Source organism: Ruegeria sp. CH11 (assembly GCF_056537105.1).
Map to the genome: position 1 here is coordinate 48,877 of NZ_JBQFQX010000013.1, position 15,096 is coordinate 63,972.

15 protein-coding genes are annotated in these 15,096 nt (G+C 61.6%); 9 read left to right on the top strand and 6 right to left on the bottom strand.

The annotated features are described in order from the left end of the window. Positions 1 to 23: 23 nt before the first annotated feature. Genes leuS through holA form a run of 3 tightly spaced genes read left to right on the top strand, consistent with a single transcriptional unit; the run spans position 24 to position 4,079 of the window. Positions 24 to 2,576 carry a leucine--tRNA ligase gene (gene leuS / locus ACR0LX_RS17425; protein ID WP_480784810.1) on the top strand — a complete coding sequence of 851 codons (2,553 nt, stop codon included), beginning with the start codon at positions 24 to 26 and terminating at the stop codon, positions 2,574 to 2,576. Continuing rightward, on the top strand, positions 2,563 to 3,054 hold the full coding sequence (gene lptE, locus ACR0LX_RS17430) for an LPS assembly lipoprotein LptE (protein ID WP_480784811.1): 492 nt from the start codon (positions 2,563 to 2,565) through the stop codon (positions 3,052 to 3,054). Before leuS ends, lptE begins: the two co-directional genes overlap by 14 nt. Further along, positions 3,051 to 4,079, top strand: a complete 1,029-nt coding sequence (gene holA / locus ACR0LX_RS17435) for a DNA polymerase III subunit delta (protein ID WP_480784812.1) — start codon at positions 3,051 to 3,053, stop codon at positions 4,077 to 4,079. Before lptE ends, holA begins: the two co-directional genes overlap by 4 nt. Here holA and ACR0LX_RS17440 read toward each other — a convergent pair. Then, entirely contained in the window at positions 4,076 to 5,251 is a 1,176-nt protein-coding gene (locus ACR0LX_RS17440) for a TIGR03862 family flavoprotein (protein WP_480784813.1), read from the bottom strand. The genes holA and ACR0LX_RS17440 overlap by 4 nt on opposite strands. A 46-nt stretch (positions 5,252 to 5,297) precedes the next feature. Here ACR0LX_RS17440 and ACR0LX_RS17445 point away from each other — a divergent pair, with 46 nt between their 5' ends. After that, positions 5,298 to 5,594: an HNH endonuclease gene (locus ACR0LX_RS17445; protein WP_480784814.1), complete on the top strand. Its 297-nt coding sequence runs from the start codon at positions 5,298 to 5,300 to the stop codon at positions 5,592 to 5,594. Here the strand turns inward: ACR0LX_RS17445 and ACR0LX_RS17450 are convergent. The 3 genes from ACR0LX_RS17450 to ACR0LX_RS17460 are packed head-to-tail and all read right to left on the bottom strand — an operon-like array spanning position 5,591 to position 7,679. Next, positions 5,591 to 6,328 (bottom strand): VOC family protein, encoded by a 738-nt coding sequence (locus tag ACR0LX_RS17450; protein WP_480784815.1) that lies wholly within the window; start codon positions 6,326 to 6,328, stop codon positions 5,591 to 5,593. The genes ACR0LX_RS17445 and ACR0LX_RS17450 overlap by 4 nt on opposite strands. Next, a complete protein-coding gene (locus ACR0LX_RS17455; RefSeq protein WP_480784816.1) occupies positions 6,325 to 6,933 on the bottom strand; it encodes an enoyl-CoA hydratase/isomerase family protein in 609 nt (202 codons plus the stop codon). Before ACR0LX_RS17455 ends, ACR0LX_RS17450 begins: the two co-directional genes overlap by 4 nt. After that, a complete protein-coding gene (locus ACR0LX_RS17460; RefSeq protein ID WP_480784817.1) occupies positions 6,930 to 7,679 on the bottom strand; it encodes an SDR family oxidoreductase in 750 nt (249 codons plus the stop codon). Before ACR0LX_RS17460 ends, ACR0LX_RS17455 begins: the two co-directional genes overlap by 4 nt. Positions 7,680 to 7,812: 133 nt before the next feature. Between ACR0LX_RS17460 and ACR0LX_RS17465 the strand changes: the two genes are divergently transcribed. The 5 genes from ACR0LX_RS17465 (at position 7,813) to lpxK (ending at position 13,835) form a co-directional block, all read left to right on the top strand. Then, positions 7,813 to 9,336, top strand: coding sequence for a DUF2125 domain-containing protein (locus ACR0LX_RS17465; RefSeq protein ID WP_480784818.1), 1,524 nt, complete (start codon positions 7,813 to 7,815; stop codon positions 9,334 to 9,336). Between the two features lie 145 nt (positions 9,337 to 9,481). Continuing rightward, the gene (locus ACR0LX_RS17470) at positions 9,482 to 10,828 is read left to right on the top strand and encodes a TldD/PmbA family protein (protein WP_480784819.1); all 1,347 of its coding nucleotides are present in this window, start codon (positions 9,482 to 9,484) and stop codon (positions 10,826 to 10,828) included. After that, the gene (locus ACR0LX_RS17475; protein ID WP_480784820.1) at positions 10,815 to 11,615 is read left to right on the top strand and encodes an inositol monophosphatase family protein; all 801 of its coding nucleotides are present in this window, start codon (positions 10,815 to 10,817) and stop codon (positions 11,613 to 11,615) included. The genes ACR0LX_RS17470 and ACR0LX_RS17475 overlap by 14 nt, the downstream gene beginning before the upstream one ends. After that, positions 11,612 to 12,847, top strand: a complete 1,236-nt coding sequence (locus ACR0LX_RS17480; RefSeq protein ID WP_480784821.1) for a 3-deoxy-D-manno-octulosonic acid transferase — start codon at positions 11,612 to 11,614, stop codon at positions 12,845 to 12,847. Before ACR0LX_RS17475 ends, ACR0LX_RS17480 begins: the two co-directional genes overlap by 4 nt. After that, positions 12,834 to 13,835 carry a tetraacyldisaccharide 4'-kinase gene (lpxK, locus tag ACR0LX_RS17485; RefSeq protein ID WP_480784822.1) on the top strand — a complete coding sequence of 334 codons (1,002 nt, stop codon included), beginning with the start codon at positions 12,834 to 12,836 and terminating at the stop codon, positions 13,833 to 13,835. Before ACR0LX_RS17480 ends, lpxK begins: the two co-directional genes overlap by 14 nt. 45 nt (positions 13,836 to 13,880) lie before the next feature. Here the strand turns inward: lpxK and ACR0LX_RS17490 are convergent, their stop codons facing one another. Then, positions 13,881 to 14,543, bottom strand: a complete 663-nt coding sequence (locus ACR0LX_RS17490) for a DsbA family protein (protein ID WP_480784823.1) — start codon at positions 14,541 to 14,543, stop codon at positions 13,881 to 13,883. Positions 14,544 to 14,556: 13 nt separating this feature from the next. Next, entirely contained in the window at positions 14,557 to 15,063 is a 507-nt protein-coding gene (locus ACR0LX_RS17495) for a DUF721 domain-containing protein (RefSeq protein WP_480784824.1), read from the bottom strand. Positions 15,064 to 15,096 lie beyond the last annotated feature (33 nt).

The window sequence follows — 15,096 nt, forward strand, 5'->3', positions numbered from 1 at the left end:
TTGCATTTACGAAGGACCGCATGATGTCTCGCTACTCGGCCACCGAAATCGAAGCAAAATGGCAGGAAGCCTGGGACAAGGCCGAAATCTTCACCGCCAATCACAAGGCGGACAAGCCGAAATACTATGTGCTTGAGATGTTCCCCTACCCGTCTGGTCGTATCCATATGGGCCACGTGCGAAACTACACGATGGGTGACGTGATCGCGCGGCACAAGCTGGCGACCGGACACAATGTTCTGCACCCGATGGGCTGGGATGCCTTTGGAATGCCAGCGGAAAACGCCGCGATGGCAATCGGCGGCCATCCCAAAGACTGGACCTATGACAATATCGCCGACATGCGCGGGCAGATGAAACCTCTGGGCCTGTCCATCGATTGGTCGCGTGAGTTCGCGACTTGTGACCCGGAATATTATGGCCAGCAGCAGGCTCTGTTCCTCGATATGCTCGAGGCCGGGTTGGTGTATCGCAAAAACGCCGTAGTGAACTGGGACCCGGTCGATATGACCGTTCTGGCGAACGAACAGGTTGAAAACGGCCGAGGGTGGCGTTCGGGCGCGTTGGTGGAACGTCGGGAACTGACGCAGTGGTTCTTCAAAATCTCGGATTATTCCGAGGAACTGCTGGATGCGCTGGACACTCTGGACAACTGGCCCGCGAAGGTTCGACTGATGCAGGAAAACTGGATCGGCAAGTCGCGCGGGTTGCAATTCGGCTTTGAACGCACCGATGGCGGCGCGCCGATCACTGTCTATACGACTCGGCCCGACACGTTGTTAGGTGCGTCTTTTGTCGGTATCTCACCGGATCACCCGATTGCCAAACAGCTTGAGGCCGAAAACCCAGAAGTCGCTGAATTTGTTGCCGAATGCCGCAAAGGCGGCACCACCGAAGAGGCCATCGAAACCGCCGAAAAGCTGGGTTACGACACCGGTATCCGCGTCAAACACCCGCTGGACCCAAGCTGGGAACTGCCGGTCTGGATCGCCAATTTCATCCTGATGGATTACGGCACCGGCGCAATCTTTGCCTGCCCGGCCCACGACCAGCGCGATCTGGATTTCTGCCGCAAATACGGCCTGCCGGTGATCGACACGTTCTTTGCACTGGACGACGCAACGCCCGTCGACAAAATCGCCTTTGTGCCGCCAAAAACTGAAAAAGTCCGTTGGGTGAATCACTTTGCGGGTTTGACCGAAGCAACCGGCGACGAGGCGATCAATGCCACCGTCGATTTCGCCGAAAAGGCAGGTTGGGGCGAAGGGGTCACCAAGTACCGCCTGCGCGACTGGGGTCTGAGCCGCCAGCGGTATTGGGGTTGCCCGATTCCCGTTGTGCACTGCGACAAATGCGGCACCGTGCCTGAAAAGAAAGAGAATCTGCCGATTCAGCTGCCGTATGACGACGGCAACGGCCAACCGATCGACTTTTCGATTCCCGGCAATCCGTTGGACCGCCATCCGAACTGGCGCGACACGCCCTGTCCATCTTGCGGCGCCCCGGCCAAGCGGGAAACCGATACGATGGACACATTCGTCGATTCGTCGTGGTATTTCGCCCGTTTCACGGCCCCTCGTGCGGAAACACCCACCGATTTGGCCGAAGCCGAATATTGGATGAATGTCGATCAGTATATCGGCGGTATTGAGCATGCGATTTTGCACCTGCTCTATTCTCGTTTCTTCGCGCGGGCCATGAACATCACCGGCCACCTGCCGAAAAAAGCGATCGAGCCCTTCAATGCGCTGTTCACCCAAGGCATGGTGACGCATGAGATCTACCAGACCCGCGACGCCAAGGGCCGTCCGGTCTATCATCTGCCCGAGGATGTAACCGACGGCAAACTAGCCGACGGCACCAAGGTCGAGATTATCCCCTCGGCCAAGATGTCGAAATCCAAGAAAAATGTGGTCGACCCGGTCAGCATTATCTCAGCCTTCGGCGCTGACACCGCGCGCTGGTTCGTTCTGTCCGATTCGCCACCCGAGCGTGATGTGGAATGGACCGCCTCCGGGGCCGAGGCCGCGTTCAAGCACCTCAGCCGCGTGCATCGGATTGCGTCCGAAATCGCCGAATCGGACGTTCCGGCCAATGCCGACGATGAGACACTACTGCGCGAGATGCATAAAGCGATCCACGATGTGACCGGCGGGGTCGAATCCTTCGGTTTCAACGCCTCGATCGCCAAGCTCTATGCCTTTACCAACACGCTGGCGAAATCCAAGGCAGGCACCGCCGCCAAGCGCGAGGCGACCAAGACACTGGCGCAGCTGATGTCACCGATGACCCCGCACCTGTCGGAAGAGTTGTGGCAGATGCTGGGCGGCGAAGGACTGGTCGCAACCGCCGCTTGGCCTGTCGCAGACGAGGCGATGCTGGTCGATGACACCATCACCCTGCCGATCCAGATCAACGGCAAGCGCCGCGCGGAAATCAGCGTGGCCAAAGATCTGGACAAGGCAGAGGTTGAAAAAATCGCGCTCAGCACCGAAGCTGTGCAAAAGGCGCTGGAGGGCGCTGCACCGAAGAAAGTGATCGTTGTCCCGGGCCGTATCGTCAATGTCGTCGTTTGACCGCAGAACCTTGCTGCTGATGCCGCTGGCGCTTGCTGCCTGTGGCTTTCAGCCGGTTTACGCGCCGGGCGGGGCCGGGGCTGCTTTGAACGGCAGAGTGGTGGTTTCGGCACCCAATACGGTCGAGAGCTTTTTGCTGGTTCAGAACCTTGAACAGCAGCTGGGGCGCAGTGCCACTTCGGGCAGCGACTACAAGCTTACGGTCAGCGTCTCGACAACTACCCGCGCCGTTTCGATCACCACCTCGAATGAGACTGACCGTTATTCCATCAATGGTATTGCGCGCTATTCCCTGACATCTGACGAGACCGGGCAGGTTCTGGCGTCCGGTCAGGTGGCCGATTTCGTGTCCTACTCGGCCGCCGGATCAACCGTTTCCACGCTTGCCGACGAACGCGCCGCGACCGAGCGGTTGATGGTGATCCTGTCGGACCAGATCATTGCCCGTCTTTACACAACGCCAGGCCTTGCCTCATGAAGCTGAGCCCGCGCGAGGCCGAAGGGTATTTTGCCAAACCGGACGCGGACAAGCTTGGGTTACTGATTTATGGCGCCGACGCCATGCGGGTGGCCCTGAAACGGCAGCAGGTCCTGGGCGCTCTGCTAGGACCTGCTGCCGAAGAAGAGATGCGCCTGACCCGAATCCCCGGTGCCGACCTGCGCGGCGATCCGGCGCTGGTGCTGGATGCGGTCAAGGCGGTCGGCTTTTTCCCCGGCCCGCGCGCGGTGTTTGTCGAAGATACGACCGAGACCGCGGCCCCCGCTCTGCTAGCTGCGCTCGAGGACTGGGTCCCCGGGGACGCCCAGATCATCGTGACCGCCGGGCAGTTGAAGCCAAGCTCGAAAATCCGCAAAGCGTTCGAATCGCACCCAGCGGCCTATGCGGTGGGCATCTATGATGATCCGCCGTCGCGGGCCGAGGTCGAACGGGTTCTCAGCCAGGCGGGCTTGGGCAACACTCCCCGCGATTCGATGTCGGCACTATCCGAACTTGCGGTGTCGCTCAGCCCCGGGGACTTTGCGCAAACCGTTGAAAAGCTGTCGCTTTACAAGCGCGGTGACACAGCTGAGCTGTCCATCGAAGACATTGACGCCTGCGCGCCGCGCTCGACCGAGGCAGCGTTGGATGACGTGCTGAACACCGTCGCCGAAGGTCAGGCCGGTCAGATCGGGCCGCTGATCCGTCGATTGCAGGCGCAAGGCACGAACGGGGTGACGCTGTGTATCGGGGCGACGCGCCATTTCAGAACGCTTTACGCCTGTGCGTCCGATCCGGGTGGCGCTGCGCAAGGGATCGGCAAGCTGCGCCCGCCGGTTTACGGCAAGCGGCGGGATCGGATCCTGCGGCAGGCGCAAAGCTGGGGCGCGCCGAAATTGCAGACCGCGTTGACCGTGCTGACGGATACGGACCTGTCGCTGCGCTCGGCAGGGCAAACCGCGCCGGCGATGGCGCTGGTGGAGCGCGCCATGATCCGGCTGGCCATGCTGGCGCGGTCACGCTAGCCGCCGCGTCGCGCCCAACCCGCCGCCGACCGCCCTGCCCACCGACCGGTCGCCAGACAGGCCGTCAACAGGTAGCCACCGGTCGGGGCCTCCCAATCCAGCATCTCTCCGGCACAGAACACACCGGGCAACGCGGTCAGCATCAACCTGTGATCCAGCGCGGATCGTGCCACTCCGCCAGCAGTTGAGATCGCCTCATCCATTGGGCGCAGACCGGAATGCTGAACGGGCAAGCGCTTGATAGAGTTTGTCAGAGGCTGCGTGTCTCGTTTTACCATCTCGTGGAACAGCGCAATTTTCTGCGGCGACAGGCGCAGGGATTTTTTCAACCATTGTGACAGCGTTGTTTTGGGGGCCTTCGAAGCAATCCGCGCCAACAACATCTGCTCATCCAGATCGGGCACCAGATCGACGAAGAGAGGCGCGCCGGACCGCAGTGCCGGTGTCAACGGGTACAGCCCGCCCCCTTCCAATCCTGTAGCACTAATCGTTGCTTCACCCCGACTGTCCAAATCTCCGGCCATCCAGCGAACCGATTTCAATGCCGCGCCGAGATGGCGATGCATATGCGGGCTCCAATCCACCGAGATCGCGGAATTGGCGGGTGCAAATGGTGTAAGCCGCACGTCCTCGCGCGCCAGCATGTCTGCCCACGCCCCGTCAGACCCCAGCCGCGCCCAGCTTGCGCCGCCCAGCGCCAGAACGGTTGCGTCAGCGCGGACGCGCTGTTTGCCCTCAGGCGTGCGAAACAGCAGGTTGCCTTCATTCCATCCCAGCCAGCGCCAGCGTGTTCTGATCTGAACACCCTGCCCATCCAGCCGCGCAAGCCACGAGCGCAACAGCGGCGAGGCTTTCATCGCCTGCGGAAACACCCGACCGGTCGAGCCGGTAAATAGCTCCTGCCCCAGACCCCGCGCCCAGTTCTGAACGGCCTCGGCATCCATATCGGCAATCATCGGGCGCAGCCAGGGCTCTGCCTCACCGTAGGCGGTCATCAAGGTCTCAAACGGTTCATCCTTGGTCAGGTTCAACCCGGATTTACCCGCCATCAGAAACTTGCGCGCAACCGAGGGTTTGGCTTCGGCAACCAGAACGTCGTGACCTGCCGCAGCAAGTTCGTCCGCCGCCATCAGCCCGGCAGGGCCTGCCCCGATCACCACTGTCTGCGCCATCACCGCCCTCTTGCCTTGCCTGCGGGTCAAAGTGTTTGCTGCCATCATGAGTGATGACGTACCGATCTGCCCGCTATGCGACCGCCCGATCCCCGATGGGGGCGGCAGCCTGCACCATCTGATCCCAAAACTCAAAGGAGGCAAGGGCGGTCCAACGGTCCTGCTGCACCAGATCTGTCACAAAGAGGTTCACGCCACCCTGACCGAAGCCGAGCTCGCCCGCGAATTCAACACTATCGAGGCGTTGCGCGCGCATCCCAGGCTGGCCAAGTTCCTGAGTTGGGTTCAAAAACGTCCGCCCGGGTTCCGTTCGAAAGTGCCCGGAAAACGACGCGGGCACTAGCCGGGCAGAACCGGGTCGCCAAATGCGTCGGTCAGCGGCTGGGCCAAGCCCTCGACCTCAATCCCTCTGAAATCCGGTACCGGAGCAAATTGCGCGCCCGCAATGTGCTGAAATTCCAGCGTTGTGTAGGGGCGCTTCCACAACCACTCGCGGTTTCCAACCGACCACAGATCGCGCTCGGGCGGGTGATCATTGGTTAAGCCATAGAAATGCAGGTCAAACCCGTATGGGGCGACCTCTTGCATCGACAAAAGGCGCATCCCCAGATCGCGGCAGAATGCGTCCTCAGCGGCGATGTTACCGGTGCGCAGGGTGATCTGACCGATGCGCGCCTTGCCGAACGGGGCGTCGGGGTCCGCCGCGTTTGCCGGGCGATTACCCTCGAAATCATGTTGCAACAGTTCGATCGAGAACCCTTCGGGGTCGGACAGGTGGCACATATAGCCGATGTCCAGAAACTGAGCCGGCGCGCTGACGGCCAACCCTTTGTTGCGCAGATGTGCTGCGGCAAGATCGACATCCGGCAATGTGATGCCGATCTTCCAATATCGCTGACCACGGTCATGGGTATAGCCGCCACCGCCCGGCATCAGCAGCAAATCCGCGTCCGCACCGAGGTAGCCAACGCGCCAGTTTGCGCCTTCCTCATTGACGGACATACCCAGAATATCGCGATAGAACGCCGCCAGCGTCTCGGGGTGTGCCACTCGAAGGCGAAGGGCTGAAAGCCTCATCTGCACAACCCCGCGATGCCAGCGGCGATGTCGGGCTTGGCCGCCAAGCTGTCCGCCGCCAGATCGCGGGCCGTCGGCATCAGCGCGTCCGGTTCGACGATCCGGTCTACCAGACCAAAATCATAGGCTTGCTGAGCGGTAATCTTCTGCCCCGCCATCAGAATCAGCTTTGTCCGCGCCGGACCGATCAGCGCCGCCATGCGTTTCGGATCGGACGGTTGCGGCAAGAACCCAAGTTTCATTACCGGATAAAAAAACTTGGCCGAAGGCACGGCAATCCGCAGATCACAGGCCAGAACCATCCCGTTCGCACCGCCCGCCAGCGTGCCGTTCAATGCGGCGATCGTCAGACAGGGCAAGGCTGCGATCGCTCCTGACAGCGCCTCCCACAGATTCGAAGTGGCCAGACCGGCGCGTGCCTCTTCAAGATCAGCCCCGGCGCTGAACACGCGCCCGGCGCCTGTCAGGATCAGGGCCCGCGCTTCGGTCGCAGCCTGGGCTATGCTCACCAGCTCTTCGAGCATCGCGCTGGTCAAGGCGTTGGCCTTGTCGGAGTTGTTCAACGTGACGGTCCAGAGCCCGTCATCCCGGCAGAGATCGATCAAACCAATCCCACCCGTTTGCGGATATCGTCCTGCCGCAGCGAGATTTCGGTGCCCAGAAATTCGTCGGCATCAGGCGAACACATCCACAGCAGCGCCCGCGCGGGCCAGTCTGCGGGAATATGAACTTCCCAGTCCAACTGACTGACCGGGTTGATGCCACTGGCCTTGATCACACGCTGCATGTCGGTGGCCACGGTGCCCGGCGACAGCCCCATGGCGCGAATGCCGTGATGGCCCTCTTCCAGATGCAGACATTCGGTCAGCATCTTTGCCCCGGCTTTCGAGGCGCAGTAGTGGCTCCAGGCTTCGATCGCGTTCGAGGCAGCACCTGACGAAATGGTGATCACCGTGCCCCCGCCTGCGGCCCGCATCAGGGGCAACGCCGCGCGCATGCCGTGAAACACACCCTTGAGGTTGATGTCGATGGCCTGCCCCCAAGCGGCAACATCGGCGTTGCTCAGATGAAAAATCGGCTCGATGACACCGGCATTGCCGATCAGCACATCCAGACCGCCAAACCGGTCGACACAATCTGCAACCGCCTGTTCCACCTGCGCAAAATCGCTGACATCGCAGGCCAGAGCCATGGCGTTCTCACCCATTGCCGCCGCCAGAGCGTCGATCTGATCGCGACTGCGGGCCAGCAACGCAACATTGGCGCCGGCTGCGGCAAATACGCGCCCTGCCTCTGCGCCAATGCCCCGGCTTGCGCCCGTTATCAGCACGGTTTTGCCTTGCATGTCCATTCTTGGCACCCCTTCATTTGCGATTGTGCCCAGTCGTACCTCGCAAACGGGGAAAGGGTCCAGCCCTTGCCCCTTGACGATACCCGCGACAGGCACGACGATGCCCGGAAAATTGATCGAGAAGGGTTCTCTTATGTCTGTTTACCTACGCCGTAGCTGCGGCGCTGTTATGGCCTATGTCGTCGCGACCCAGGGCGCGCTGGCCGATCTGACCGCCAATGACGTCTGGGCCGACTGGCAGGCTTATATGGGCGGCATGGGCTATACCGTTACGGGTGAAGAAAGCACCTCGGGTGATGTGACCACCATCTCGAACATGACAATGAGCATGGTCGTGCCCGACGCGGAGAGCCAGGTGAACCTGCTTATCCCGGAAATGACGTTGACCGAAAACGGCGACGGAACGGTTCAGATCGCGTTCCCCGAAAGCTTTCCGATCACGCTCACCGGTGCCGAGGACGGCCAGAGCTATTCCGTCGAACTGCTGTACACGACAGATGCGATGGACATGGTGGTTTCGGGCACGCCCGAAGACATGACCTACGACTATAGCGCTGCAAGCGTGGGCGTAGACCTGACATCGCTGGATGTGGAAGGCGAGGACATTCCGGAAGATGCGCTGAACGTCTCGTTCAAGATCAATGACCTGACCGGAGACTCGCGGATGCAGGTCGGTGAGAACCGGAATATCAGCCAAAGCTTCAAGGCTGCTGATCTGACCTATGATCTGGCGTTTCAGGACCCCGAGTCAGGCGAAGACGGGCGCGTCAGCGGCAAGCTGAACGAACTGGATTTTTCGGGCGACACGGTGGTCCCTACCGAACTTGATCTCGAGAACATCCAGAGCATTTACGACGCCGGTTTTGCCGCATCGGGCACCTTTACCTATGGTTCCGGTGCGACCGAGGTTGCCGGGGTGTCCGAAGGCGAGTCGTTCTCGATGAGCAGTTCCTCGCAAGGCGGGCGCTTTGCGGGCAGCATAGACGCCCAGCGCGTTGTCTATGATCTGGTGCAGAACAGTACAAAGCTGGCGGTCACAACGGCCGATCTGCCTTTCCCGATCGAGATCGCGATGGAAAACGCCGGGCTGAAGTTCGAATTCCCGATTGAGGCGTCAGAGGAGATTCAACCTTTTGGTTTCGGCATGAACCTGACCGATTTCACGATGTCTGATGTGCTGTGGAGCATGTTTGACCCCGCCGAAACCCTGCCGCGCGACCCGGCCACCATTGCGCTGGATGCAACCGGAACCGCCAAGGTGCTGGTGAACTTCATGGACCCGGCCGTTGCCGAAACGCTCGAATCCGGTGAGATTGTGCCTGGTGAGCTGCATTCGCTGAAGATCAACGAATTGCTGGTCTCGCTGGTGGGTGCCAAGCTGACCGGCGATGGGGACTTTACCTTTGACAACGCCAACACCGATGAGTTCGGTGGCATGCCCGCACCCAGCGGTGTCGCAAACCTGCATCTGGCTGGGGCAAACGCCCTGATCGACAAGCTGATCGGCATGGGCTTTGTCTCGGAAGAAGACGCCTTGGGCGCGCGCATGATGATGGGTCTGATGGCCGTGCCGGGCGACGAACCCGATACGCTGAAGTCCAAGATCGAATTCACCGAAGACGGCCAGATTATTGCCAACGGTCAGCGCATTAAGTGATGACGTGATGAGGAAAGACCGTTCTGGCGGTCTTTCCCTAAGGGCCGTATCCGGAAACGGGTCCGGCCCTGTTTTCTTTCCGGCAGCAGGACTTGCGGGCCGGACAGTCCAAGGTTAGGTCCATTGGGGTCAGACCGGAGGCGACATGACACAGACACCAGAAGAGATCAGCCATGACCTGCTGAATGCGGCTCGCAAGGCAGGGGCCGACGCGGCGGATGCGATCGTGATCGATGGCACGTCTGTTTCGATTGAGGTGCGCGAGGGCGCGCTGGAACATGCCGAACGCTCTGAAGGTACCGATCTGGGGCTGCGCGTGTTTCTGGGCAAACGTCAGGCCATCGTATCCAGCTCGGACAGTCGGCCCGCGACGCTGCTGGCGATGGCCGAACGGGCGGTGGCAATGGCACGCGAAGCGCCCGAAGATCCCTTTACCGGTCTGGCCGATGCCGATCAGTTGACCTCTGGCTGGGACATGGACGTATTGGAACTGTTCGATCCCGCGCCCGAGCCCAGCGCAGAAGCCCTGATGCAGGACGCATTGGCCGCAGAGGCCGCCGCACAGGCTGTCGCGGGGGTGACACAGGTGTCCGACGCGGGGGCAGCCTATGGGACGCACCGGGTGCATCTATCTGCCACAAACGGTTTCTCGGGCGGCTATTCACGCAGTAGCCGGTCGACATCTTGTGTGGCCATCTCGGGCGAAGGCACCGGGATGGAGCGCGACTATGACGGCGACAGCCGCACCTTTCAAAGCGATCTGCGCAACCCGGTCGAGATCGGTCGAACGGCCGGTGAACGCGCGGTCGCGCGGGCTGGTGCGCGCAAACCCGAGACCGGCAGTTTCCCGGTCTTGTTCGATGAACGCATCTCATCCTCTCTGATCGGTCATCTTCTGGCGGCCAGCAACGGCGCTGCCATCGCGCGCGGGGCATCGTGGTTGAAGGACAGTTTGGGACAACAGGTCCTGCCTGAGCATTTGTCCCTGATCGAAGACCCGCATCGCCCGCGCATCTCGGGCTCGCGCCCATTTGATGCCGAAGGGTTGCAGACCCATAAGCGCGCAATTGTCGAGAACGGCATCCTCACCGGCTGGACGCTTGACCTGTCCAGCGCCCGCAAGCTTGAGATGGCCCCCACCGGCAACGCCGCGCGCGGCGTGTCGGGGCCACCGTCGCCCAGCAACTGGAACCTCAGCCTGACCCAAGGCGAACGCAGCCGCGATGACCTGATCCGCGATATGGGAACCGGGTTGCTTGTGACCTCAATGATCGGATCGACGATCAACCCCAATACCGGCGACTATTCCCGCGGCGCGTCCGGGTTCTGGGTCGAAAATGGTCAGATCAGCCACCCTGTCAACGAATGCACCATCGCGGGCAACCTGCGCGACATGCTGATGCGGATCATCCCCGCCAATGACGCGCGCAGCTATCTGTCGCGGGTGGTGCCCTCGATCCTGATCGAAGGGATGACACTTGCCGGCAACTGACCTGCCCTTGCTGATTGACGCCGCCAGACAGGCCGGGCGGATCGCAACCCGGTACAGCGGGACCTCGGCGCAGCGCTGGGACAAGCCCGACGGCGCGGGGCCGGTGACCGAGGCGGACCTGGCCGTCAATGCCATGCTCGAAGCCGAGCTGAAGGCGGCGCGTCCCGACTATGGCTGGCTGAGCGAAGAGACAGAAGACACGCAGGACCGATTGCAACACGAACGCGTGTTCATCATCGACCCGATCGACGGCACCCGCAGCTTTGCCGAAGGATCCCGCACCTGGGCGCATTCGATTGCAGTGGCCGAGGGTGGAGAAGTCACCGCAGCCGTCATCTACTTGCCGTTGCGAGACCTGTTTTACACCGCCGCCAAAGGACAGGGGGCCACCCTCAACGGTTCCGCAATTCACGTGTCCGATCCCGGCCCACTGGCTCAGGCCGAGGTTCTGGCTGCAAAACCCAATCTTCAGCCGCATCATTGGCGGGCCGGTTCGGTGCCCGATTTTCAAAGGGTTTACCGCCCGTCGCTGGCCTATCGCATGGCGCTGGTCGCTCAGGGTCGGTTCGATGGCATGCTGACCCTGCGGCCAAGCTGGGAATGGGACATCGCCGCAGGTGACTTGATACTGCGCGAGGCGGGCGGTCTGTGTACGGACCGTCGCGGCGGGCTTTTGCGGTTCAACAACCCACACCCGCGCCTGAACGGGGTCGTCGCAGCCGGGCGCGATCTGCACGCACAGCTATTTGCTCGGCTTGACCCGCATGGATCAGGGTTGCCGGGATGAGCAAGCCACGCTCACTCAGCCTTGCGGCCTACCGGGTGCTGTCCTGGGGTGTGCAGTCCGGCAATGGCACTACGGCCATGGCCCGGCCCGAAGGTGAGCTGCTATGGGTACATATCGAAAACCCGGACAGGTTGCGTGCGGTCGATGACTTCTGCCGTCAACTGCTTCCGCTACGGCCCGGATTGTCGCTGTTGCTGACCGCGCCGCCCGAGGCTGAGCTGTCCGACTGGGATGATTGCGGCGCGCCCTTGGTGTGCCTACCGTCAGAGCAGGCTGGCGTGGCGCGCGCATTTCTGGATCATTGGCGCCCCGATATCGGAATCTGGGTTGGTGGCGGTCTGATGCCCAACATCATCACCCGCGCCGAAGAACGCGACATCCCGCTGATACTTGTCGAGGCGAGCGTCGACATCAAACCCGCCCGCAGTGGACGGTGGCTGCCCGATCTAGGCCGCTATACCATGGATTGCTTTGACCGGATTCTGGCGACTTCTGAAGAAACCGCGCGGCAAATCCGGCGGTTGGGCGTTCCCAGTCACAAAGTTTCTGTCTCTGCGCCCTTGCGGGTCAGCCCAACTCCGCATCCCTGGCCCGAGGATGAGCTGATCGAGACCAATCACGCTGTTGCCGGTCGCCCGGTCTGGCTGGCGGCCTGGGTGCAAGACAAGGAGTTCATCTCGATCCTCAGCGCACACCGTCAGGCGATGCGGATGCTGCCGCGCCTTGCGTTGGTCCTGCATGTGGCCGATCTTGACGAGGTCGAACCACTGCAACGCAGGTTGTCCGCCATGGACCTGCGCTGCATCAACTGGGACGAAAGCCAGGTGATCGAGGATACCACTCAGGTCATCCTGAGTTCCAACCCCGAGGACCTCGGGCTGTGGCACAGGGTGTCGGCGGTGACTTTCATGGGCAGTTCGCTGGAACGTGGGGCGGGAGGGCGAGACCCATTGATTTCCACCGCGCTTGGATCCGCCGTGATACACGGGCCGCATGTGAACCGGCATCAGGATGCCTATGACCGCTTGGATCAGGCGGGGGCGGCGCTGATGGTGAAATCTGCCACCGAACTGGGGGACGGCGTGGTGGCGCTGTTGGCCCCGGATCGCACCGCAGACATGGCCCTTGCCGGATGGCAGGTCGTGACCGAAGGCGCGCCGCAGGTCGACCAATTGACCGAACTGGTTCAGGACAAGCTGGATGAGCGGAGGGCACAGAATGCGCGCCCCTGAGTTCTGGAACACCGGACCCGACCGGTTGGATCTGCGCGCCCGACTGCTGGCACCGCTGGGCCGAATATATGGCGCGGCGACCGCGCGCCGGGTTGCAGCGGGAACCGGGCTGAAGCCCGGCATCCCGGTGATCTGCGTCGGCAATCTGAACGCAGGCGGCACTGGCAAGACCCCCACCGCTATCTGGGTGCTGGAACAGCTGCGCGACGCGTGGCACACCCCCCATGTCGTGACGCGTGGGCATGGCGGGTCGCTGGACGGGCCGGTGCGGGTCGACCCGGCACGCCATACCGCCGCCCAAGTCGGGGATGAGCCGCTGCTGCTGGCAGCGTTCGCCGAAGTCTGGGTCGCCAAGGACCGCGCCGCCGGTGCCCGCGCCGCTGCCGAGGATGGCGCCACGGTTATCGTGCTGGACGATGGATTCCAGAACCCGTCCGTTGCCAAGGATTTCTCGATCGTCGTCGTTGACGCCGAGCGCGGGTTCGGCAATGGGCTGTGCCTGCCCGCCGGACCCTTGCGCGAACCCGTCGAGGCCGGAATGAAGCGAGCCGATCTGGTGCTGTCACTGGGCGATCCTGAGGCGCAGGCCGGTTTCGCCGCCCATTGGGGCAATGCCATCCCCGTTCCCCATGCCACCGGACAGGTGAGCGCACTGCAAACCGGGATGGACTGGACCGATACGCCGGTTCTGGCCTTTGCCGGCATAGGCCACCCGGAAAAGTTCTTTCAGACGCTGCGCCAGCAAGGTGCAAGCCTGTTGCGGGCCGAGGCGTTGGACGATCACCAGCCTCTGACCCCTGCGCTGACGACGCGGCTTGAAAATGAGGCGCGTGCGCTTGGTGCCCAGCTAGTAACAACGGAAAAAGACGCCGTGCGCCTGTCTGCAGCCTTTCGCAGAAAAGTCGTTACCCTACCTGTTCGGCTTCAGGTGACCGAGGCCGAACAGGTCAGAGATTTGTTGCTGACGGCTGCCCCGTCGCCGGAATAACTCCGGTTGTCAGGCCACCCTTTCAGGGATGGCCGATGTCAGGAATCAATTGCCCAATTCATCTTCAATCAGCTTCTTGAAGCTGTCGTAAGACTGGTTTTCGACCTTCTTGCCGTTCACCAGAAAGGAAGGGGTGGCCTGAACACCGTCGCGTTCGGCATTTTCCTGATACCAGGCCACCAGCGTCTGCGCGCGGGTGCCATCCTGCAGGCAGGCGTCAAGCTGGTCATTGTCGATGCCCGCCAGACGTCCGATCTTGCGCAGCTCTTCGACGATCTCGGCCGGACCTCCGGCTTTAGTCCATTCGGGCTGGCCTTTGTAGATCAGGTCCGAAATTCCAAAAAACTTGTCCGGCCCGGCACAACGCGCGACCATCGAAGCCCACAGGCCATAGCGGTCAAAATACACTTCGCGGTAGACGAACCTGACTTTGCCGGTGTCGATGAAATCCTTCTTGAGCTGTTTATAAGCCCCTTCGTGGAAGTTCGCACAATGTGGGCAGGTATAGGATGCGTATTCGATGATCTCGACCGGCGCGTCTTCGGCCCCCTGCACCATCTCGATGATGGTCGAGGTATCCAGGTCCGCCTCCTGCGCTTCGGCGCTGCTGATAAGCGGCGCCGCCGGGGTCGACGTTGACGTCGTCAGCCAATAGCCACCCGCGGCCACGGCGACGGCCGCACAGAGTACTGTTGCAATACGGCTCATTCTCAGCCCTTTCTTAGTGTTTCTGTCTGGATAGAACGTTGCGGCCAAGACGTTCAAGGGCCGCGCGCAAATCTTCATCATTCACATCGCGCGACACTTTGTCTGCTTCGGCGACAATTTCGGGTGATGGTTCGGGTTTGGCCGGTTTTGGTTTGTGGTCGAAACTGGCCTGCCCCTCGGCAAATCCCGTGGGTGCAGTCTGGGTGATGCGAATGCGACTGATGGCGTTGAAGCCATAAGTTGCATTGACCCGCTGCTTCAGTTGTTCTTTCTGCATCTCCAGCATCGGAGCCTGCGGCCCCGTCGTCAGCACGGTCAGCGTGGCCCCAAACCCGCCCTTCGCGTATCCGACTTTCACCGGGCGGGCAATTGCGGCGATGTCCCGCCCCACGATCTCGGCCCAATGGGTCAGCAGGCGCGAAACAGCAAAGCCCCGGCTTTCACCCGCGCGTCTGATCTGGTCATTCAGCAAGGTCGCGGTGCGTTTGAACCCGCGGGTCGAAGAACGTCTGCGTTGCATCTGGTTTCCAACTCCTGCGCCGCTATTGTAATA

Bases quoted from the DNA above. Each gene is read 5' to 3' on its own strand.
- ACR0LX_RS17495 (WP_480784824.1), bottom strand. From the start codon at position 15,063: ATGCAACGCAGACGTTCTTCGACCCGCGGGTTCAAACGCACCGCGACC.
- lpxK (WP_480784822.1), top strand. From the start codon at position 12,834: ATGCGCGCCCCTGAGTTCTGGAACACCGGACCCGACCGGTTGGATCTG.
- ACR0LX_RS17440 (WP_480784813.1), bottom strand. From the start codon at position 5,251: ATGGCGCAGACAGTGGTGATCGGGGCAGGCCCTGCCGGGCTGATGGCG.
- lptE (WP_480784811.1), top strand. From the start codon at position 2,563: ATGTCGTCGTTTGACCGCAGAACCTTGCTGCTGATGCCGCTGGCGCTT.
- holA (WP_480784812.1), top strand. From the start codon at position 3,051: ATGAAGCTGAGCCCGCGCGAGGCCGAAGGGTATTTTGCCAAACCGGAC.
- ACR0LX_RS17480 (WP_480784821.1), top strand. From the start codon at position 11,612: ATGAGCAAGCCACGCTCACTCAGCCTTGCGGCCTACCGGGTGCTGTCC.
- ACR0LX_RS17465 (WP_480784818.1), top strand. From the start codon at position 7,813: ATGTCTGTTTACCTACGCCGTAGCTGCGGCGCTGTTATGGCCTATGTC.
- ACR0LX_RS17460 (WP_480784817.1), bottom strand. From the start codon at position 7,679: ATGGACATGCAAGGCAAAACCGTGCTGATAACGGGCGCAAGCCGGGGC.
- ACR0LX_RS17450 (WP_480784815.1), bottom strand. From the start codon at position 6,328: ATGAGGCTTTCAGCCCTTCGCCTTCGAGTGGCACACCCCGAGACGCTG.
- leuS (WP_480784810.1), top strand. From the start codon at position 24: ATGTCTCGCTACTCGGCCACCGAAATCGAAGCAAAATGGCAGGAAGCC.
- ACR0LX_RS17470 (WP_480784819.1), top strand. From the start codon at position 9,482: ATGACACAGACACCAGAAGAGATCAGCCATGACCTGCTGAATGCGGCT.
- ACR0LX_RS17445 (WP_480784814.1), top strand. From the start codon at position 5,298: ATGAGTGATGACGTACCGATCTGCCCGCTATGCGACCGCCCGATCCCC.
- ACR0LX_RS17490 (WP_480784823.1), bottom strand. From the start codon at position 14,543: ATGAGCCGTATTGCAACAGTACTCTGTGCGGCCGTCGCCGTGGCCGCG.